The sequence below is a fragment of the Micromonospora palythoicola genome (assembly GCF_036689795.1).
In the GTDB taxonomy this organism is placed as follows: Bacteria; Actinomycetota; Actinomycetes; order Mycobacteriales; family Micromonosporaceae; genus Micromonospora; species Micromonospora palythoicola.
This window is the reverse complement of the sequence record NZ_JBAGKI010000024.1, coordinates 1-20089: the sequence shown is the minus strand read 5'-3', so window position 1 is coordinate 20089 and position 20089 is coordinate 1. Positions and strand designations below refer to the sequence as shown.

The window sequence follows — 20089 nt, the reverse complement described above, 5'->3', positions numbered from 1 at the left end:
CGGGGGGTGAAACCCGGGTCGGTAGTGGCCCGATCGGTACCGTCCGGTTCGCCTGACCTAGGCTGATTGGTGTGCTGCACGTCGATCCGATCTCCCTGGCCGCCGCGGCCGCGCCGCTGCTCACCGCGGCCGCGACCGGCTCGGCCGCCACCGAGGCGACGACGAGCGCCGGAAGTCTGGCGGCCCAGGCCACTGTGCCACCGTTCTCCATCACCGCCGTGTTCACCGAGGCGCGGCTGGACAGCTGGCTCGCCGTCGGCCTGGTCCTCGCGGCCGGCCTCTACCTCTACGGGGTGTACCGGCTGCGGTTGCGTGGGGACCGCTGGCCGATCGCCCGGACCATCTTCTTCCTCGGCCCCGGCCTCGGCGGCATCGCCTCGGTGACGGTCAGCGGGCTGGAGACGTACGACACCACGCTGCTGTCGGTGCACATGGTGCAGCACATGGTGCTGTCCATGGTCTCGCCGATCTTCCTGGCCCTGGGCGCGCCGGTGACCCTGGCCCTGCGCACCCTGCCGACCGGCCCCCGCAAGCGGCTGCTCGCGGTGGTGCACAGTCGGATCGCCCGGATCTACACCTTCCCGCTGGTGGCGTTCGCCATCTTCGTGGTGAACCCGTTCGCGCTCTACTTCACCGACCTGTACCGCTACACGCTCGAACACGCCTGGGCGCACGAGCTGGTGCACGCGCACTTCATCATGACCGGCTGCGTCTTCTTCTGGCCGCTGCTCGGGCTGGATCCGCTGCCCGGACGCTGGCCGTACCCCGGGCGGGCGCTGCTGATGCTGCTGTCGGTGCCGTTCCACACCGTGCTCGGGCTGACCATCATGCAGAGCACCACCCTCTTCGGCGGCGACTGGTACCCCTCGCTCGGGCTGAGCTGGGCCGACCCCTGGGAGGACCAGGTGCTGGCCGGCGGCATCCTGTGGGCCGGCGGCGAGTTCGTCAGCGTGACGATGCTCGCGGTCCTGGTCGTGCAGTGGATGCGGCAGGCCGAGCGGGAGGCCCGCCGGATCGACCGCGAGCTGGACCGCCAGGAGGCCCGCCGACGGGCGGAATCCACCGCCTGAGACCAGCCCGGCGGACCGGCCGGGGCGGCGTGTCACGCGCACCACACCGGCCGGTACGATCAGCCACGCAGCTAGGAAGTGGGAGCCGTTGGGAGCCATGAGCGAGCACAGCGAGCGGGTCACGCTCGGTGCGATGGCACCTCAGGACGGCACGAGGCGAAGCGGAGTGTCGGCATGAGTGACCGTCTGTGCACCGTCCTGCTCTACAGCGACGACCCGCAGGTACGGGACCGGATGCGGCTCGCCGTCGGCACCCGACCCGCGGCCGACCTGCGAGTCGAGTTCGTCGAGGCGTCCAGCTACGCCGAGTGCATCCGACTGGTCGACGACTACGAGATCGACCTGATGCTGCTCGACGGTGAGGCCACCCCCGGCGGCGGCATCGGCATCGCCCGGCAGATCAAGGACGACCGCGACGACGCCCCGCCGACCTGCGTGGTGATCGCCCGCGCCGCCGACCGCTGGCTGGCGTCCTTCGCCGAGGTCGACGCCACCCTGGTGCACCCGCTCGACCCGGTCACCACCGCCGCCACGGTGACCGAGCTGCTGCGCACGAGCGCACCCGCCTGACGTCCCACTCCGGCACCGCCACGGCGCCGGGCGAGCCGGCGCCGGTCCCGTCCCACCCGTAACCGTCTGCTCGGGAGGCCCGCCATGGGCGATCGGACCTGGCCACACCTGCTCACCGCGTTGCTGCGCGGCGAGGAACTGTCCGCCGCCGACACCGCCTGGGCGATGGGCGAGATCATGTCCGGATCGGCCGCGCCGGCCCAGATCGCCGGCTTCGCCGTCGCGCTGCGGGCCAAGGGCGAGACCCCGGCCGAGGTGACCGGGCTGGTCGAGGCGATGCTGAGCCGGGCCGTCCCGGTCGAGCTGCCCGAGGAGGTACGCGCCGAGGCGCTCGACGTGGTCGGCACCGGTGGCGACCTCGCCCACACGGTGAACATCTCCACGATGACGGCGCTGGTCGTGGCCGGGGCCGGCGTACGCGTGGTCAAGCACGGCAACCGGGCCGCCTCGTCCTCCTGCGGCACCGCCGATCTGCTGGAGTTCCTCGGCATCCCCCTTGATCTCGGGCCCGAGCAGGTGGCCCGGTGCGTCGCCGAGGCCGGCATCGGCTTCTGCTTCGCCGCCCGGTTCCACCCCGGCATGCGCCACGCCGGTCCGGTCCGCCGCGAGCTGGGGGTGCCGACCGCGTTCAACTTCCTCGGCCCGCTGACCAATCCCGGCCGTCCCCGCTCCGGAGCCGTCGGCTGCTTCGACGCGACGATGGCGCCGGTGATGGCGGCCGTCTTCGCGGCCCGGGGCGACTCGGTGCTGGTGATGCGCGGCGAGGACGGACTGGACGAGTTCACCACCGCCGCCGCGACCCGGTTCTGGATCGCCCAGAACGGGGCCGTCAGGGAGACCGTGGTGGACGCGGTCGACCTCGGCGTACCCCGGGCCACCATCGCCGAACTACGCGGCGGCGACGCGGCCCACAACGCCGACGTGGCCCGACGCCTGCTCGCCGGCGAGCCGGGGCCGGTGCGCGACGCCGTCCTGGTCAACGCGGCGGCGGCGCTGGCCACCCAGGGTCCGCTGGACGGCGACCTGACCGAGGCGCTCCGCGCCGGTCTGGGCCGGGCCGCCGAGTCGATCGACTCCGGCGCGGCCGCCCGCACCCTCGACCGCTGGATCGAGGTCGCCCGCACCGCCTGACCTCGCCCGTGCCGCGCGGCGCGGCACGTCGGAGGGGCGTGGGAAACTACAACCGAGTAGTTCCGGCGATGTCCGACGATCGGCCGCCCCGAGCGAAAGGAGAGGTCCGTGTCGGAGCGCGAGCTTCACTGCGACATCTGCGGCAGCATCCAGCCGTTCGAGGCACCGCCCTGTGTCGACGGCCACGGCGCCGACTGCCCCGAACGGGCCTGCGCCGGCTGCGGTGCGGCGATCATGATGTTCGTCAGCACGGCACCGCGCCGGTCGACCCGCCGCCGTGCGGCCGTCCACCACCGCGCCGCCTGAACCAACCCGCCCACCCGACGACGACAGGGCCCGCCCCGGTGGGGGCGGGCCCTGTCGCGTTGCGAGGCTCAGTGCTCGGCGGTACGCCGAGTGCCGCTGTAGTACTCGAACAGCAGGCCGCAGGCGGCCAGGATCACGGCCACCGCACCGAGGCCGAGCAGCCAGAACTGCCAGAACACCAGGCCCAGGCCGGCGATCGCGGCGGCCAGGGCCAGCCCGAACGGCCAGTAGCTGCCCGGGCTGAAGAAGCCGATCTCACCCGCGCCGTCGGCGATCTCGGCGTCCGGCCGGTCCTCCGGGCGCAGGTCGATGCGGCGGGAGACGAACCAGAAGAAGCCGCCGCACATCGCGCAGAGCAGGAACGACAGCAGCAGGGCCACGGTGCCGATCCACTCGACCCGACCGTCCGAGTCGGCCCACGTCCAGCCGCCGTAGAGGACGGTCGCGAAGAGCAGGAACCCGGCGATGATCAGGAAGATACGCCACTCGGTCTTCATGCCGGTTGCCTCAGCTTCCCGTGCCGGCCGGAGCGGTGTCCGGGTTGAAGTTGCTCTCGTCACGCCGCGTCTCGAACGGCCTCGTGGTGATCGCGTACGGCTCCTCGCCGATGGAGGTCAACGCCTCCTGGGTCGAGGCGCCGCCCTGCTTCGCGGCGAGGAAGCGGTCGAAGTTCTCCGGCGAGACGACCCGCAGCTCGAAGTTCATGAAGGCGTGGTAGCTGCCGCACAGCTCGGCGCAGCGCCCCACGTAGGCCCCCTCGGTCTGCAACTCCGAGACCTGGAACACGTTACGGATGCTGCCGGGGAAGACGTCCCGCTTGAACAGCATCTCCGGCACCCAGAAGGAGTGGATGACGTCGCGGCTGGTCTCCTCGAACCGGATGGACCGGTCGGTTGGCAGCACCAGGATCGGGATGACCTCGCTGGTGCCGAGCACCGACGCGGTGGTCTCGGCGTCGACGCCCTGGCCGTCGCGGTAGTTGAACTGCCAGTTCCACTTGAAGGCCACCACCTCGACGGTCACGTCGGGGTTGTTGGTGGTCTTCACCACGTCGGTCTGCACCACCGCGGTGTAGTAGAAGAGCACCGAGACGATCAGCACCGGCGCGATGGTGTAGAGGAACTCCATCGGCAGGTTGTAGCGGGTCTGCACCGGCAGTTCGTTGCCGCGCTTGCGGTAGCGCACGATGCACCAGAAGATCAGGCCCCAGACGAGGAAGCCGACCGCGAGCGCCGCGATGCACGAGGCGATCCACAGGTCGTACATCCGCCGGGCCTCGGGAGTGATGCCGCCCTGCGGCCAGCCGAAGCCGCCGAACGCCGCTCCGACGTCACAGCCCGTGAGCAGGACCAGCAGCGCCGCCCCACTGAATCCGAGCCCGGCGAGACGCCCGGCACGCCGCCCCCGCCGCCCACCGGCTCGCGAGGATGCGCTGTGCCGTACGGCCGTCGGCCGTACCTCCGAACTCCTTGCGACCACCTGGTCCTGCCTCCCTAGCGCGCCGCGGTGTCCTCGTTTCGGCCGGCTCCGCCGAGCGGAGCCGCCGCACCGGCGGCAAAGGCGTCACCGACGGTCGCAGATTACTCGACCATGACGGGCTGGACCCGGTTGGGGTCGTTGTCCGCACCCGACGGGGGATCGGGTGCCGACCGGGGCGATAGCGTGGGCAGACGTGACTGCCTCCCCCGTCTACCTGGACGCGGCCACCGCCGCGCCGCTGCATCCGGTCGCCCGCCAGGCGCTGCTGGCCGCGCTCGACGACGGCTGGGCCGACCCGGACCGGCTCTACTCGCCGGCCCGGCGCGCGCGTCAGTTGCTCGACGCCGCGCGCGAGGCCACGGCCGAGACCCTCGGCGTACGCCCCGACGAGCTGTCCTTCACCGCCAGCGGCACCGCCGCCGCGCACGCCGCCGTGCTCGGTGGCCTGCGTGGACGCCGGCGGGCCGGCCGGGTGCTGGTGCACTCGGCGATCGAACACTCGGCCGTGCTGCACGCCGCCGAACAGCACGTCGCCGACGGCGGCACGGCCGTCGAGGTGCCGGTCGACCGCCTCGGCCGGCTGGACCTGGACGCCTGGTCGACGGCGGTCGCCGGGGCGCAGGTGGCGTCGGCCGCGCTGATCGCGGCCAGTCACGAGGTGGGCACGGTGCAGCCGGTCGAGGCCGCCGCCGCGGCCTGCGCCCGGGTCGGCGTGCCGCTCTACGTCGACGCCGCCCAGGTGGTGGGCCGGGTGCCGGTGCCACCCGGCTGGTCGGTGTTGACCGCGAGTGCCCGCAAGTGGGGCGGTCCGCCCGGCGTGGGACTGCTCGTGGTGCGCAAGGGCACCCGCTGGGAGTCGCCCTGGCCGACCGACGAGCGGGAGTCGGGACGTACGCCAGGCACGCTCAACCTGCCGGCGGTGGTCGCGGCGGCGGCGAGTCTGCGCGCGGTGGCGGCCGACGCGGCGGCCCAGGCGGCGCGGCTGTCCGCGCTGGTGGACCGGATCCGGGCCCGGGTGGCGGCCGAGGTGCCGGACGTGGAGGTGGTCGGCGATCCCGAGCGCCGGCTACCGCACCTGGTCACCTTCTCCTGCCTGTACGTCGACGGGGAGGCGCTGCTGCACGCGCTGGACCGGCGGGGTTTTGCCGTCTCCTCGGGCTCGTCCTGCACCTCGTCCACCCTGCGCCCGTCGCACGTGCTGGAGGCGATGGGGGTGCTCTCGCACGGCAACGTCCGGGTGTCGCTGCACCCGGGCAGCACCGAGGCCGACGTGGAGCGTTTCCTCACCGAGCTGCCCGGCATCGTCGCCGACCTGCGGGAACAGGCGGGGGTGGTGGGGCTGTGACCAACCCCGACGACCAGCTCGACGAGGTGCTCGACTGCCTCGGCCAGCGCTGCCCGCTGCCGGTGATCGCCCTGGCCCGCCGGCTGCCGGAGCTGCCGGTGGGCGCGGTGGTCCGGGTGCTCGCCGACGATCCGGCCGCCGCTGTCGACATCCCGGCCTGGTGCCGCATGCGCCAGCAGGAGTTCCTGGGCGACGCCCCCGGGCCCGGCTACGACGTGCGCCGCGCCCACTGACCGACCGGCACGGCAGTGGGACGGGTATGTGGCCGCTGTCGAGCTGACCGCGCAGCCGGGTCACGGCCGCTGGGCCGGTCAGCGGAGCAGGTGCGGGCGGATCTCGTCGGCGGCGTGGTCGCCGTAGGACTCGGCGAGGCGCTTGACGAAGGCGTCACGGCGCACCTGGTACTCCTGGGTGCCGACGGTTTCCAGCACCAGCGTGGCGAGCAACGAGCCGACCTGCGCGGCCCGCTCCAGCCCGACCCCCCAGGACAGCGCGGTGAAGAAGCCGGCGCGGAAGCCGTCGCCGACGCCGGTCGGATCGACCGCCTGGGTCTCCCGGGCGATCGGCACGTGAATCGTCTCGATCTCCCGCCCAGCGATCTCCACCCCGTGCTTGCCCAGCGTGGTGACCCGGATCTTCACCCGGTCCAGCAGCTGCGCGTCGGAGAGTCCGGCCTTGCTCTGCAGCAGCGACTTCTCGTAGTCGTTGGTCATCAGGTAGTCGGCACCGTCGATCAGGGCCACCACGTCCTCGCCGGGCATCCGGGCGAGCTGCTGCGACGGGTCGGCGGCGAACGGGTAGCCACGCTCACGGCACTCGGCGGAGTGGCGCAGCATCGCCTCCGGGTCGTTCGCGCCGACCAGCACCAGGTCCAGCCCGCCGAGACGCCGGGCGACCGGGTGCAGCTCGATGTTGCGAGCCTCGCTCATCGCCCCGGCGTAGAACGAGGCGATCTGGCACATGTCGGTGTCGGTGGTGCACACGAAGCGGGCGGTGTGCGCGATCTCGCTGACGTGCACCGAGTCGCAGTCCACGCCGTGCCGCTCCAACCAGGAGCGGTAGTCGGCGAAGTCGGCGCCGACGGCGCCGAGCAGCACCGGTTGGAGACCGAGCTGGCCCATGCCGAACGCGATGTTGGCCGCCACCCCGCCCCGGCGCAGCACCAGATCGTCCACCAGGAAGGAGAGCGAGACCTTGTGCAGCTGGTCGGCGATGAGCTGGTCGGCGAACCGACCGGGGAAGCTCATCAGGTGGTCGGTGGCGATCGAGCCGGTCACGGCGATCTTCATGGCAACCCTCGGATTCGGCGGCAGAGCCCGGTCAGCCTACCGGCACCGCGATCCCCGAGCGACCACCCGACGCCATCCCGCCCGCCCCACCCACCGACCCCAAGCCCCGCACGGATGATCAAGAAGTTCTGGCCGTGCCGCCGAGCGTGTCGCGACCAGAACTTCTTGGTCGACGCCGTTGGGCGCGGCGTCCGGAAGCAGAGACGCGGACGGCGGGAGGGCCGTTGGGCCGTCCCGCCGTCCGCGTGCAGAACCGGGGCTCAGCTGAAGGAGTCTCCGCAGGCGCAGGAGTTGCCCGCGTTGGGGTTGTCGATCGTGAAGCCCTGGGCGTCGATCCGGTCGGCGAAGTCGATCGTGGCGCCGGCCAGGTAGGGGGCGCTCATCCGGTCGACGACGACCTCGACACCGTCGTAGTCGGTGACGATGTCACCGTCGAGCGAACGCTCGTCGAAGAAGAGCTGGTACCGCAGGCCGGAGCAGCCGCCCGGCTGCACGGCGACCCGGAGCCGCAGGTCGTCGCGGCCCTCCTGCTCGATCAGGGCCTTGACCTTCTGCGCCGCGACGTCGGTGAGGACGACGGACGTGGGGGCCTTGGCCTCGGTCGACTCGGTCTGCGCTGGCGTGGTCACGTGGAATTCTCCCTGCGGCGCGTCGGTGTGGTCCTCCCCTGGCCAACGTCAGCCGCCGGTCAGCGATTCCCACAGTGGTCCAGTTTCTGATTGTAGGCCGCCGGTGGCCGCGGCACCCGGCGGCGTGACCAGGCACTCGGCGCGAACCGGGTCAGCGGCTCCACTGCCGGGCCAGCCGGGCGCCGAGTTCACGCAGCCCCTGCGCCGGGCGCTCCAGCGCGGCGGCCAACCCGCCGCGCTCCTCACCGCCGAAGTGCTCCACCAGGCTGTACGTGTCGGTCACCCCGACCGACGCCGCCTCCCGCCGCCCGGTGCTGACCTGCCCGGCGAGCACGACACAGGGTACGCCCCGGTCACGCGCGGCCCCGGCCACTCCGGCCACCACCTTGCCGCGCAGCGACTGGTGGTCGAATCGGCCCTCCCCGGTGACCACCAGATCGACCTCGTCGAGCACGGTGTCCAGTTCGACGGCCCGGCTGACCAGCCCGATGCCGGACTCGCACCGCCCGCCCAGGGCGAGCAGCCCGGCACCGACACCGCCGGCGGCGCCGCCACCGGGCAGTGCGCCCAACCCACTGGGACAGCCGGGCAGGTCCCGCTCCAGCACCTCGGCCCAGCGTCCGAGCGCGGCATCGAGCAGCAGCACGTCGGCCCGGTCGGCGCCCTTCTGCGGGCCGAAGACGTTGCTCGCGCCGTGCAGCCCGAGCAGCGGGTTGTCGACGTCGGTCGCCGCGATCAGCCGGGCGTCCCGCAACCGGGGCGTCCCGTCGAGTTTCGCCGCCGCGGCCAGCGCCGCACCGCCGTACGGCAGGGCCGCGCCGGTGCCGTCCAGCGCCACCGCGCCCAGGGCGGCGAACATTCCCGCGCCACCGTCGTTCGTCGCCGAGCCACCGAGCCCGACCACCACCGTGCGCGCGCCGGCCTCGACCGCGGCGGCGATCAGCAGACCCAGGCCGTACGACGTGGTGGCCAGCGGGTCGCGCTCGGCGGCGGAGAGCAGGTGCAGCCCGCAGGCCTGCGCGCTCTCCAGCCAGGCGACCGCGCCCCCGTCGGTGAGCAGCATCTCACCGGTGACCGGGCGGCCCAGTGGATCTGTCGTCGGCACCGGCACCCGCTGGCCGGGCAGCGCCTCGGCGAGCACGTCGAGGAAGCCCGGCCCTCCGTCGGCCAACGGCCTGACCAGCAGGTCGTCGCCGGGTGCCACCTCCCGCCAGCCCTCCGCCACGGCGGCGGCGACCTGCGGGGCCGGGAGCGTACCGGCGAACTTGTCCGGGCAGAGCAGTACGCGCATGCCTGGCAGTGTGGCAGCCCACACCGGCACGGGCGGCAGGGCGGTCGCGCTGTGGGACCATGGAGGGCGTGACGTCGACCTGGGTTGAGCCCTCCAACACCGCCACTGCGCTGCTGCTCCTCGGCCGCGGCAGCGACCCCGCCACCGAACGTGGCGTGGAGTGTCCGGGTGACCTGCCGGCACCGAGCGATCCCGACCTGGTGGCCCGCGCGACGGCGGCCAAGGCCGCCCTCGGTGACCGGGTCTTCGTGCTGGGCCACCACTACCAGCGCGACGAGGTGATCCAGTTCGCCGACGTGACCGGCGACTCGTTCAAGCTGGCCCGCGAGGCCGCGGCCCGGCCGCAGGCCGAGTTCATCGTCTTCTGCGGCGTGCACTTCATGGCCGAGAGCGCGGACATCCTCACCTCGGACGCGCAGCAGGTCGTACTGCCCGACCTGGCCGCCGGCTGCTCGATGGCGGACATGGCCGCGCTGCCACAGGTCGAGAACGCCTGGGACGTGCTCACCGAGCTGGGCCTGGCGGAGCGCACCGTCCCGGTCACCTACATGAACTCCTCGGCGGACATCAAGGGCTTCGTCGGGCGCAACGGTGGCGTGGTCTGCACCTCGTCGAACGCGAAGCGGGCCCTGGAGTGGGCGTACCAGCAGGGCGAGAAGGTGCTCTTCCTGCCCGACCAGCACCTGGGCCGCAACACCGCCGTGCTGGAGATGGGCTTCTCCCTCGACGACTGTGTCCTGTACGACCCGCACAAGCCGGGCGGCGGGCTCACCGCCGAGCAGCTGCGCGAGGCGAAGATGATCCTCTGGCGCGGGCACTGCTCGGTGCACGGCCGGTTCACCCTCGACAGCGTCAACGACGTCCGGCAGCGGGTGCCCGGGGTGACCGTGCTGGTGCACCCCGAGTGCCGGCACGAGGTGGTGCGGGCGGCCGACCTGGTCGGGTCGACGGAGTACATCATCAGGACCATCGAGGCCGCCCCGGCCGGCTCCGCCTGGGCCGTGGGGACCGAGCTGAACCTGGTCCGCCGGCTGGCGCTGGCCCACCCCGACAAGCAGATCATGTTCCTGGACCGGGCGGTCTGCTACTGCTCGACGATGAACCGCATCGACCTGCCGCACCTGGTCTGGGCGCTTGAGGAACTGGTCGCCGGGCGGGTGGTCAACCGGATCACGGTTGACGCCGACACCGCGCACCACGCGCGGGTGGCGCTGGACCAGATGCTCGCGCTGCCTGGCGCCTGATCTCGACCGGGCATCACTCTCAGTAACACCCGGTGTACGCGAAAGTGCCGGATCACCGATAAATGCCCTCCGAGGCGGTGTGACCGGATCCATTCTCATCACGGAGGGCTATGCTGCCGGGCGACGACACATGCGGGCGCGGGCGTTTGCGCGCGGTCGCGCCCCGGGTAGCGAACCGGTGGTGTCCATCCATCGAAACGGCAGCACGCACGCGCTGGAGGTTGCGTTGACCGACGACATCCTGGTCGTACACGGAGGCACGCCGCTGCAAGGGCGGATCTGCGTGCGCGGCGCGAAGAACCTGGTCTCCAAGGCGATGGTCGCCGCCCTGCTCGGCGACAGCCCGAGCCGGCTGTTCGACGTACCGAAGATCCGCGATGTCGAGGTCGTCCGGGGTCTGCTCGGGCTGCACGGTGTCAAGGTCACCGACGGCGACGAGGATGGCGAGCTGGTCTTCGACCCGGCCAACGTGGAGAGCGCCAGCACCGACCAGATCAACGTGCACGCCGGCTCCAGCCGGATCCCGATCCTGTTCTGCGGGCCGCTGCTGCACCGCCTCGGGCACGCCTTCATTCCGGACCTGGGCGGCTGCCACATCGGGCCCCGGCCGATCGACTTCCACCTGCAGGCGCTGCGGGAGTTCGGTGCGACCGTCGAGAAGACCCCCGAAGGGCTGCACCTGTCCGCGCCGAACGGGCTGCACGGCACCAAGTTCGCGCTGCCCTACCCGAGTGTGGGCGCGACCGAGCAGGTGCTGCTGACCGCGGTGATGGCCGAGGGCGTCACCGAGCTGCGCAACGCGGCGGTGGAGCCGGAGATCGTCGACCTGATCTGTGTCCTGCAGAAGATGGGCGCGATCATCAAGGTGCACACCGACCGGGTGATCGAGATCCAGGGCGTACCGAAGCTGCACGGCTACACCCACCGGCCGATCCCGGACCGGATCGAGGCGGCGAGCTGGGCGGCGGCGGCGCTTGCCACCCGGGGTCACGTCGAGGTGCTCGGCGCCGAACAGGCCGACATGATGACCTTCCTGAACGTCTTCCGCTCGGTCGGCGGCGAGTACGAGGTGACCGACACCCGTCCCCCTCGGCTGGGACAGCCGGGGCAGGAGGGCGGCATCCGCTTCTGGCACCCGGGCGGCGAACTCCAGGCCACCGCGCTGGAGACCGACGTGCACCCGGGCTTCATGACCGACTGGCAGCAACCGCTGGTGGTCGCCCTGACCCAGGCGCGCGGGCTGTCCATCGTCCACGAGACGGTCTACGAGCAGCGACTCGGCTACACCGAGGCGCTGAACTCGATGGGCGCGAACATCCAGGTCTACCGGGACTGCCTGGGCGGCACCCCGTGCCGCTTCGGCCGACGCAACTTCAAGCACTCCGCGGTGATCGCCGGCCCGAGCAAGTTGCACGCCGCCGACCTGGTCATTCCCGACCTGCGGGCGGGCTTCAGCCACCTGATCGCCGCGCTGGCCGCCGAGGGCACCTCCCGGGTCTACGGCGTCGACCTGATCAACCGGGGTTACGAGGACTTCGAGGCCAAGCTCGCCGACCTCGGCGCGCACGTGGAACGACCGTAGCCGGCCCGAGGCGCCACCCACCGCGCGTTCGCCGCACCGCGATGTGCGGCGGGCGCGCGGCGTTGGCTACCCTTGCCGCGTGCCGTCGCTGTTTCGTCGCAAGTCCGCCGACCTCGCCGATCCCGCCACCGAGCCGCTGACCCCGGCGCAGGAGGAGGCGGCCGAGGCGGCTCGGTCCCGTGCCTACACCCCGGCCAAGGGCCGGGAGACGCCCAAGCGGCCCGTGACCGGGCGTCGACCCGCCGGGGCGACGAAGCCGCTGAGCAAGGACGAGGCGAAGGTGGTACGCCGGCAGCGTCGAGCCGAGGCGGCAGCGGAGTTCCGGCGGGAGGGCGGCCCCCGCGACCGGGGGCCGGAGCGGCTGCTGGCCCGCAACGTGGTCGACTCCCGGCGCACCGTCGGCACCTGGTTCTTCGGTGGCGCGCTGGTGGTGCTGATCGGCTCGAACCAGGCGATGCCGCCGGTGATCCGGTTGGCCTCCAACCTGCTCTGGGGTGCGCTGGCGCTGGGTGTGGTGGTCGACTCGGTGCTCATCTCGCGCAAGATCAAGAAGCTGGTCCGCGAGCGGTTCCCGAAGTCCACCCAGCGGATGGGGTCGCTGTACCTCTACGCGATCATGCGCGCGATCACCTTCCGCAAGCTGCGTACGCCGGAGCCACGGGTCGCCATCGGCGACCGGGTCTGACCGCGGGTCCGGTCCGCGCCGCACACCGGGCCGGGCGACGAGCGGCTGACGGTGGGTGTGGCAGCGTCGGGAGTCCGATACCGGCATAGGGATAAATGTCCGGATCAATAGGATAACGTTTGGGTTGACGAGGGTGCCGCAGTGGCGGTGACCGAGCCCGCGCCGTTACCCTCCATGCGCAGCCATCCGGTGCCCGGACAAGCGATTTTGTCGGCCTCCGGGGGTGCCCAGCGCGACCATTTCCGACGAGGTGACATCGCCGTGAGCGAGCGGACGCGAGCCGACCACCGGGGCGCGACCGTGAGCGGGCGGGCGCCGGCCCTGGGCTCCGGCACGGGCCGTGGTGCACGGCCCGGTCGTCGCGGTTGCGTCGGACGGGCTCCCGCGCCGGGTGTCCCGACCGACCGGCGGCGTCAGGCCGTCGGTTCCTCCGTCGGCCAGACGTGCGCCGCCTGCCGGCGGCGTCCCGATCGCAGCGACAGGTCCGACGGATGAGTCGCGGCTACGCCGACCGGTGGCACGATCCCGCCGAGCCGTCCTGGGTCGTCGAGCCGACGAGCGAATGGCAGCCGCAGTTCCCCGGCCAGCGTTACCCGGGTGACATCGGGGTCGAGCACCAGCCACCGCCCCCACGAGGTCGGGCGAGCGCCGTCGGACGCGCCGAGGTGCCGCCGCTCGCGCCGACCCGGCCCGACGGCACCTACGTCGGCCGGTCCTGGGACGACGAGCCGGACGGCTGGCCGGGCCGGCACGAAGTCCCTGACCGTCGACCCGCCGGGAGCCCGAACGGAGCCCAACCGTACGACCGGTCGGTGCCACCCGGCTCCCGGACGGAGCGGGCCCGGCCCGAGGGGCGGCGTTCGTACGACGATGCTCCCCGAGGCCGTGACGGGGTCGTCTGGTCGGACTTCGGGCCGCAGGCCTCGGGCGCCGGCGCGCCGCCGCGGCGCGACCGACGCGACCCGGACCGGTACGTGGATCGCCGGGACCCGCGCGAGTCCGACCGACGCGACCCGGACCGCGCCCGCGACCAGCGCGACCCCGACCGGTACGCGCGACGGGACCCGCAGCGGTACGCCGGCCGGGAGCCCGACCGACGTGACCCCGATCGGCGCGACGACCGGTACCCACGACCCGAACCGGAGCGACGGGGCCAGCGCGAGCCCGAGTCGTACCCGGATCGGCCGCGCCGTCGCGCCGAGCCGACCGGCCGCGACGAGTACCGGCGCGGGGCACCGGTGTCGCCGGCCGCCCGCCCGGAGCCCGGCTGGGTGGCGGAGACGGACGAGGAGCGTCGGCCCGCCGCCGCACACCGCCCGGCCGACGGCCTCGACCGCCGGCCACCCGGGGACGGCTCCCAGCGTCCCCGCTACCAGTGGAGTCACCACCCCGGGCAGCCGGCCCGCGCCGACGGCCCGGTGGTCGACGGTTACCGCGGAGACTTCGTCGGCGGCGGCGACCCGGACGCCGCGCCGTACCCGGACGGCTATGTCGACGACGAACCGGTCCGCACCGCGTCCGACGAGTGGGTCCGCCCGGACCGCAACCGCCGGTGGGGTGGCCCGCAGCCGTCGACGTCGGATCCGCAGGAGCACGGCGCTCCGCCGCGCGGCGACCTGCCCTGGCCGGCGCCCGGACCCTTGCGGCCGAGCAGCGGTCGGGACCATCGCGAGTACCAGCGGCCGACTCCGCAGGAACGGGATGCCGACCGGCGGCCGGACGGTCCCGAACCGGAGCGGTTCGTCGACCGGCCGGCCGCCGCGCTGCCCGACCCCGAGCGGCCGGTCTCCGGGGCACCCGACCAGGATCCCCGCCGCCGTCACCTGTCGGTGGTGCCGGACCATCCCGTCTCTCCCGCCCCGGAGCGGGACCGCCCCGTCTCACCCGCAGCCGGCCGGGCCCGGCCCGTCTCCCCCGCTCCGCAGCACCTTCAGCCGGGGGTCGACCCCGCGCCACACCATCGCCCTGCCGCGCCGGCCGAAGACCTGAAGCCGCCAGGTCCAGACCGGGCACCGGTCGGCCGCCCCGACCGCAACCGGACCGACCTTCCCGGCCAGGACCGGGAACGGCCGGCGGCCGCCTCCGCTGCCGACCGGGCACCGACGGGGGACGCCGTCCGACCGGCACCGCTGCACCAGCACGAGGTACGTCCCGCGCCGTTGCACGAGCACCAGGTACGTCCCGCTCCCCTGCACGATCAGCCGGTCGTCGCCTCGCCACCACCGACACCGGCACCCTCGGTGGCCGCCGCACCACCCGTCGCTCCGCCACCGACCCACCGACCGGTCTCCGCACCACCCACCCACCGACCGGTCTCCGCACCACCCACCCAGCCGCCCGTGCCCGCACCACCGGCCCACCGGCCGGTCTCCGCACCACCCACCCACCCGTCGGTGCCCGTGGCGTCGGGGCGGATGCCCGGGGCTGTCGCCGATCCGGCACCGGTGGGACCGCCGCCGGAGATAGGACCCGATCTCGCCGGCAGCGACCCGGGAATGCCGACCGCACCGCCGGCCCGCCAACCCACCCGGTACGTTCCGCCAGCGCCCCAGCCCTCCGCGCCCGGACCCGCCCGTCCCCCCGCCGATGGTCCACAGAGCTGGTTCGGGCCCACCACCGAGCCGCCCGCAGCGGCGCAGGCCCCGCCCACCGCCGCACCGCCACGGGGGGCGCCCGCACCACCCGGCCCCGAGCCGCTCGCCGAACCCGTGTCGGCACCACCCGGCTACGCCGCGCCGGACCGGCCGGCGCCACCCGACCTCGCACCGCCCGACGTCGCGGCCGCCGCGCCGCCGGTCTCGGCCCCTCCGAGCCCGGCACCGTCCGCACCACCAGCACCCGATCGCCCGGCTGTCACACCACCGGCACCGGCGACCCCGCCGCCCCCGGTCTCGGCACCTCCCGCGTCGCCACCGCCGGTGCCGCAGCCGCCGCTCCCGGCGCCCGCCGTCTCGCAGCCACCGGTCCCCACGCCGGCTGCCGGGACACCGCCGACCACGGCACCACCCGTGTCGGCACCGCCGGACTCCTGGGCTCCCGGCGGACCCGACCTCGGTGCGCCGGTCTCGGCCGTGCCCGTATCGGCACCGCCGGACTCCTGGGCTCCCGGCGGAACCGACCTCGGTGCGCCGGTCTCGGCCGTGCCGGTGTCGACGCCGCCGGCTCCCCCACCGACCGGTGACCCCCGGCCGGCGGACGACCCGGCTCAGCTCGGGTACCCCACCGGGCCCACCGGCGCGGCGGGCGGTGACACCCGGCGCCCCGGCGAGGCCGCCGAGAGTGCTGCCGGCACCGCCCTGGGTGACGTCGGCAATGGCAGCGGCCCGGTCGACGCGATGCCCGACCCCTCGGCCGACTCGGGGCTCCCGGCCGCCGACGATCCGGACGTTGCGGACGCGACCGACGACGAGCCGGCACCGGAACCACCGGCCGATCCCGAGCAGGTGCTGGCCCACTTCCGCTGGCGTCTCGATCCGGTGACTCTGCGGGAGACCGTCGACGACCCGGAGGAGCTGCGCGAGGTCCGGGAGCGGCTCACCGAGAAACTCGCCTCGGCGCTGGACAACCGGTCCCGCGCCCGGCTGCTGAGCCTGCGCGCGGTCGCCTCGCGGGTCCTCAACGACCTGGACGACGCGCTGGCCGACGGCCGGATGGCGCTGACCTACGCCGAGGCGACCGGTGAGTTGCGCCGGGCCGCGCTCGCCCAGGCCCGGCTGGCCCACATCCTGCGCTGGCGGGGCGAATTCGCCGAGGCCGACCGGCTGTTCGCGGAGGCCAACTCGATCGAGCTACCCGACCGGCTCCGCGCCGCGCTGCACGAGCACGCCGCCCGCTGCTGCTACGACCAGGGCCGGCTGATCGAGGCCTGCCATCACTTCGAGCGAGCTCTCGACCTGCGCGGCGAGCAGGACGCCGAGTTGCTGGACCGGGTCCGGACCGGCCTCGACGCGGTCGCCAGCCGAGCCGAGGAGAGCGGCTTCGGGCCGTACCCGCGCAGTTGGGACGAGGTGTTGGAGCGCGACCGCACTCCGGTGCCGGCGCGCGACGGCGGCCAGGGCCTGTGGGGCTACGCGGACGCCGAGGGCGACATGGTGGTGCCCGCCCGGTACGCGGAGGCGCAGCCGTTCCGGGACGGTCTGGCCTGGGTACGCGGACCGCGGACCGACCGCTGGTCGTTGATCGACCTGGCCGGCGAGACGGTACTCGAACCGACCTACCTGGCGGCTCGGCCGTTCTCCGACGGCCTGGCCTGGGTGGTGCGCGACGAGAGCGGTTGGCACGCCGTCGACGCCACCGGCGCGGTGGCGGTGCCGCCGGGCTTCGCCGACGTGCGGCCCTTCCACAAGGGTGTGGCGGTGGTCCGCCGGGAGGGCTGGGGCGCCGTCGACCGCACCGGCCGGATCGTGGTGCCGACCCGCTACCACGGCTTCCACACCACCCTGGCCGACGGCCACCACGTCGACGGCTTCACCGAGGAGGGGCTGGCCGTGGTGGACCTGGCGGGCCGCAAGGGCGTGGTGGACCGGAGCGGCCAGGTGATCGTCGCGCCGGCGCATCCGGCGTTGCTGATCCACCCGGTCGCCTTCCTGGCCACCAACAGCGCCGGGAACTGGGGTGCCCTGGACCGGCGTGGCGAGTCGTTGATCGACCCGATGTTCCACCACCCGGGCGCGGTGGTGGCCGAGATCGACGGACTGCTCGCCGACGCCAACCCGGTGCTCTGAGGCCGGCGACCCGACCGCCTGTCGCCGCACGGCCACCCGGCGGTCGCCTTCCGGCGCGGGATCAGGCCGGCGCCACCGGCCGCGTCCGGGCCTGCCCGGTCTTGGGTCCCACCCGGCACGGGTGGCGGCGTCCGGTGCGAGGGCCCGGCACGCACCGGTGGTGCGTGCCGGCGCCGGTGCCGGGAGTGCGCTCGTAGCCGGGAATGCCGAGGACGATCCTCCGGCGCCGCGCGCCGTCACCGGCGCTACCGGGCCTCGACCCGTCCGAACGTGCGCCGGGGGCGGTCACGGTACTGGCCGGTGGGTCGGGCCCGTCGGCTGGTGGCCGGGTGGTGGGCCCAGCAGTTCGATCCCGTGCCGCGCGGAGGCGTGCCCGAGCGCGGCCGGGTCGACCGGTGCCGGGTCCGGCAGCCGACGCTCCGCCGCCGGCACCCCGACCTCGGCGACGTACTCCTCGAAGCCGGCGGGGGTGGTCAGTTGCAGCACCCGCAGCGGCTCGTCCGGACCGACCACGAAGGTGTGCGGCAGGCCCGCCGGTAGCAGCACGAAGTCGCCGGGTGCGGCGGTCAGCACCGCGTCGTCGCAGTAGAAGGTGGCGGTGCCGGACAGCAGGTAGAACATCTCGTCCTCGACCTGGTGCCGGTGCAGTGGCGGGGCGAAACCGGGCGGGTTGACGAACTCGGCAGCGGTGAGCCGACCGCCGGTCTGCGCGCCGGCGGCCTTGACGGTGACCAGGTTGCCCAGGAACCAGTACGCCTCCCCCTCGTCGGGCCGACGTACGAACGGATGGACGGACATGGGTGCCTCCCCGGTGACGACGAACTTCGCTGGACAGTCAGCTATTGGATAGTCAGCCGCTATTCGATAGCTGGGAGTCTAGTGAATACATTGCTAGTATGACGACGCCATGGATGAAGTCAAGGACGGAAAACCGACCAGGCCGTACCGGTCCCGGATCCGCGAGGAGAACGCCCGTCGTACCCGACAGGCCGTGGTCGCGGCGGCGACCGAACTCTTCGTCGCCCGCGGCTACACGGCCACCTCGCTGGCCGACGTGGCAGCCGCGGCCGGGGTGGCCCGACCCACCGTGTTCGCCGCGTTCGGCTCCAAGGCGGCGCTGCTGCGACAGGTGCTCGACGAGGCGCTCGCCGGCGACGACGAGCCGGTGCCGGTGGCACAACGCCCCTGGTACCGGCCGGTGTGGGAGGCCACCACCGGTGGTGCGGTACTCGACGCGTACGCCGGGGTCTGCACCCTGATCGGCGCGCGGACCACCCGGGTGTTCGAGACCGTCCGGCGGGCCGCCGACGGCAGCCCCGAGGTGGCCGAGGTCTGGCGGACGCTGCTGCGCAACCGCCGGCTCGGCGCGACGATGGTGGTCGAGCGGATGGGCGCCCTGGACGCGCGGTTGCGCCAGGGTTCCGACGTCGAGACCGCCATCGACGAGGTGTGGTTCTACAACGACCCGGCGCACTACGGCGCGCTGGTGCTGGAACGCGGGTGGCGCGAGGAGACCTTCCGCCGCTGGCTCGGCCGCAGCCTGCGCCACGCCCTGCTGTCCGACCCCGACTGATCACCGTCGCCTGCCGGGTCCACCAGGGCGGGCTAGGGTCAGAGCATGGAATTCCGACACCTGGGCCGCTCCGGCCTCATGGTCAGTGAGATCTCGTACGGCAACTGGATCACCCACGGTTCGCAGGTCGAGGAGGAAGCGGCGTTCGCCTGCGTGCGAGCCGCCCTCGACGCCGGCATCACCACCTTCGACACCGCCGACGTCTACGCCGGCACCCGCGCCGAGGACGTCCTCGGCCGGGCGCTCCAGCAGGAGCGACGCGAGGGTCTGGAGATCTTCACCAAGGTGTACTGGCCCACCGGGCCGGGTCGCAACGACCGGGGCCTGTCCCGGAAGCACATCATGGAGTCGATCAACGGATCGCTGCGTCGGCTGCGTACCGACTACGTGGACCTCTACCAGGCCCACCGGTACGACTACAGCACCCCGCTGGAGGAGACGATGGAGGCCTTCGCCGACGTCGTGCACTCCGGCAAGGCGCACTACATCGGCGTCTCCGAGTGGAAGGCGTCGCAGATCCGCGAGGCGCACGGCCTCGCCCGCGAGCTGCGCATCCCGCTGGTGTCCAGCCAGCCGCAGTACTCGATGCTCTGGCGGGTCATCGAGAGCGAGGTCATCCCCACCAGCGAGGAGCTGGGCCTCGGGCAGATCGTCTGGTCGCCGATGGCCCAGGGGGTGCTCTCCGGCAAGTACCTGCCCGGCCAGCCGCCGCCGGCCGGTTCCCGGGCCACCGACGAGAAGTCCGGTGCCGGCTTCATCGCCAAGTGGCTGACCGACGACGTGCTGACCCGGGTGCAGCAGCTCAAGCCGCTGGCCGACCAGGCCGGGCTGACCATGCCCCAGCTGGCCATCGCCTGGGTGCTGCAGAACCCCAACGTGTCGTCGGCCATCATCGGCGCCTCGCGCCCCGAGCAGGTGCACGACAACGTCAAGGCGGCCGGTGTCAAGCTCGACGCCGGCCTGCTCAAGGCGATCGACGAGATCGTCGAGCCGGTGACCGAGCGGGACCCGGCGCGCACCGAGTCGCCGGCCGAGCGGCCCTGACCCGTCCCGCCCGGCCGGCGTACCACACGCCGGCCGGGCGGACGCCTCCCCTGGGTCGGGCTCAGCCCTGCCAGAAGCGGACCAGGTCCAGACCGGTCGCGTACAGCCCCGGCGGCAGGCCGAGCAG

Annotated in this window: 18 protein-coding genes; 12 read left to right on the top strand and 6 right to left on the bottom strand. The window is 73.4% G+C overall.

Annotated features, from left to right (window positions below; all coding sequences use genetic code 11):
- The first annotated feature begins 71 nt into the window (after positions 1–71).
- The 4 genes from V5O40_RS13440 to V5O40_RS13425 all read left to right on the top strand — a co-directional run bounded on the left by V5O40_RS13440 (position 72) and on the right by V5O40_RS13425 (position 3077).
- Entirely contained in the window at positions 72–1070 is a 999-nt protein-coding gene (locus tag V5O40_RS13440; protein WP_408631871.1) for a cytochrome c oxidase assembly protein, read from the top strand.
- A 174-nt stretch (positions 1071–1244) separates the two neighbouring features.
- Positions 1245–1640: a response regulator gene (locus V5O40_RS13435; RefSeq protein WP_269737541.1), complete on the top strand. Its 396-nt coding sequence runs from the start codon at positions 1245–1247 to the stop codon at positions 1638–1640.
- 84 nt (positions 1641–1724) lie between these two features.
- On the top strand, positions 1725–2771 hold the full coding sequence (gene trpD / locus V5O40_RS13430; RefSeq protein WP_332905734.1) for an anthranilate phosphoribosyltransferase: 1047 nt from the start codon (positions 1725–1727) through the stop codon (positions 2769–2771).
- Between the two features lie 108 nt (positions 2772–2879).
- Entirely contained in the window at positions 2880–3077 is a 198-nt protein-coding gene (locus V5O40_RS13425; RefSeq protein ID WP_269737543.1) for a hypothetical protein, read from the top strand.
- A gap of 68 nt (positions 3078–3145) precedes the next feature.
- On the opposite strand, the gene V5O40_RS13420 is transcribed toward V5O40_RS13425, so the two are convergent.
- Both V5O40_RS13420 and ctaC read right to left on the bottom strand, forming a co-directional pair.
- The gene (locus V5O40_RS13420) at positions 3146–3574 is read right to left on the bottom strand and encodes a cytochrome c oxidase subunit 4 (protein WP_269737544.1); all 429 of its coding nucleotides are present in this window, start codon (positions 3572–3574) and stop codon (positions 3146–3148) included.
- 10 nt (positions 3575–3584) lie between these two features.
- Positions 3585–4556, bottom strand: coding sequence for an aa3-type cytochrome oxidase subunit II (gene ctaC / locus V5O40_RS13415; protein WP_332905733.1), 972 nt, complete (start codon positions 4554–4556; stop codon positions 3585–3587).
- Positions 4557–4749: 193 nt separating this feature from the next.
- Between ctaC and V5O40_RS13410 the strand changes: the two genes are divergently transcribed.
- The gene (locus V5O40_RS13410) at positions 4750–5901 is read left to right on the top strand and encodes a cysteine desulfurase family protein (RefSeq protein WP_332905732.1); all 1152 of its coding nucleotides are present in this window, start codon (positions 4750–4752) and stop codon (positions 5899–5901) included.
- Positions 5898–6134 (top strand): sulfurtransferase TusA family protein, encoded by a 237-nt coding sequence (locus V5O40_RS13405; RefSeq protein WP_332905731.1) that lies wholly within the window; start codon positions 5898–5900, stop codon positions 6132–6134. Before V5O40_RS13410 ends, V5O40_RS13405 begins: the two co-directional genes overlap by 4 nt.
- 78 nt (positions 6135–6212) lie before the next feature.
- Here V5O40_RS13405 and V5O40_RS13400 read toward each other — a convergent pair whose 3' ends face one another.
- The 3 genes from V5O40_RS13400 to V5O40_RS13390 all read right to left on the bottom strand — a co-directional run bounded on the left by V5O40_RS13400 (position 6213) and on the right by V5O40_RS13390 (position 9110).
- Positions 6213–7190, bottom strand: a complete 978-nt coding sequence (locus V5O40_RS13400) for a carbohydrate kinase family protein (protein WP_332905730.1) — start codon at positions 7188–7190, stop codon at positions 6213–6215.
- A 260-nt stretch (positions 7191–7450) separates the two neighbouring features.
- Positions 7451–7819, bottom strand: coding sequence for an iron-sulfur cluster insertion protein ErpA (gene erpA, locus V5O40_RS13395; protein WP_093401225.1), 369 nt, complete (start codon positions 7817–7819; stop codon positions 7451–7453).
- Between the two features lie 151 nt (positions 7820–7970).
- Complete coding sequence (locus tag V5O40_RS13390; protein WP_332905729.1) at positions 7971–9110, bottom strand: glycerate kinase family protein; 1140 nt, start codon at positions 9108–9110, stop codon at positions 7971–7973.
- Positions 9111–9178: 68 nt separating this feature from the next.
- On the opposite strand from V5O40_RS13390, the gene nadA reads away from it, so the two are divergent.
- From nadA to V5O40_RS13370, 4 genes are all read left to right on the top strand, one after another.
- Entirely contained in the window at positions 9179–10354 is a 1176-nt protein-coding gene (gene nadA / locus V5O40_RS13385) for a quinolinate synthase NadA (RefSeq protein WP_332905728.1), read from the top strand.
- Positions 10355–10580: 226 nt separating this feature from the next.
- Positions 10581–11936: a UDP-N-acetylglucosamine 1-carboxyvinyltransferase gene (gene murA / locus V5O40_RS13380; RefSeq protein WP_332905774.1), complete on the top strand. Its 1356-nt coding sequence runs from the start codon at positions 10581–10583 to the stop codon at positions 11934–11936.
- 79 nt (positions 11937–12015) lie between these two features.
- Positions 12016–12621 carry a DUF3043 domain-containing protein gene (locus V5O40_RS13375; protein WP_332905727.1) on the top strand — a complete coding sequence of 202 codons (606 nt, stop codon included), beginning with the start codon at positions 12016–12018 and terminating at the stop codon, positions 12619–12621.
- Positions 12622–13112: 491 nt separating this feature from the next.
- Entirely contained in the window at positions 13113–17345 is a 4233-nt protein-coding gene (locus V5O40_RS13370) for a WG repeat-containing protein (protein ID WP_332905726.1), read from the top strand.
- A 285-nt stretch (positions 17346–17630) separates the two neighbouring features.
- Here the strand turns inward: V5O40_RS13370 and V5O40_RS13365 are convergent, their stop codons facing one another.
- The gene (locus V5O40_RS13365; protein ID WP_332905725.1) at positions 17631–18143 is read right to left on the bottom strand and encodes a quercetin 2,3-dioxygenase; all 513 of its coding nucleotides are present in this window, start codon (positions 18141–18143) and stop codon (positions 17631–17633) included.
- Between the two features lie 109 nt (positions 18144–18252).
- On the opposite strand from V5O40_RS13365, the gene V5O40_RS13360 reads away from it, so the two are divergent.
- Positions 18253–18918, top strand: coding sequence for a TetR/AcrR family transcriptional regulator (locus V5O40_RS13360; protein ID WP_332905724.1), 666 nt, complete (start codon positions 18253–18255; stop codon positions 18916–18918).
- Positions 18919–18963: 45 nt separating this feature from the next.
- Complete coding sequence (locus tag V5O40_RS13355) at positions 18964–19962, top strand: aldo/keto reductase family protein (protein ID WP_269737555.1); 999 nt, start codon at positions 18964–18966, stop codon at positions 19960–19962.
- Positions 19963–20089: the final 127 nt, after the last annotated feature.

Excerpts from the sequence above, each read along its gene's own strand:
- V5O40_RS13435 (WP_269737541.1), top strand. The coding sequence starts at position 1,245 with ATGAGTGACCGTCTGTGCACCGTCCTGCTCTACAGCGACGACCCGCAG.
- trpD (WP_332905734.1), top strand. The coding sequence starts at position 1,725 with ATGGGCGATCGGACCTGGCCACACCTGCTCACCGCGTTGCTGCGCGGC.
- V5O40_RS13420 (WP_269737544.1), bottom strand. The coding sequence starts at position 3,574 with ATGAAGACCGAGTGGCGTATCTTCCTGATCATCGCCGGGTTCCTGCTC.
- V5O40_RS13400 (WP_332905730.1), bottom strand. The coding sequence starts at position 7,190 with ATGAAGATCGCCGTGACCGGCTCGATCGCCACCGACCACCTGATGAGC.
- V5O40_RS13390 (WP_332905729.1), bottom strand. The coding sequence starts at position 9,110 with ATGCGCGTACTGCTCTGCCCGGACAAGTTCGCCGGTACGCTCCCGGCC.
- V5O40_RS13370 (WP_332905726.1), top strand. The coding sequence starts at position 13,113 with ATGAGTCGCGGCTACGCCGACCGGTGGCACGATCCCGCCGAGCCGTCC.
- V5O40_RS13365 (WP_332905725.1), bottom strand. The coding sequence starts at position 18,143 with ATGTCCGTCCATCCGTTCGTACGTCGGCCCGACGAGGGGGAGGCGTAC.
- V5O40_RS13360 (WP_332905724.1), top strand. The coding sequence starts at position 18,253 with ATGGATGAAGTCAAGGACGGAAAACCGACCAGGCCGTACCGGTCCCGG.
- V5O40_RS13355 (WP_269737555.1), top strand. The coding sequence starts at position 18,964 with ATGGAATTCCGACACCTGGGCCGCTCCGGCCTCATGGTCAGTGAGATC.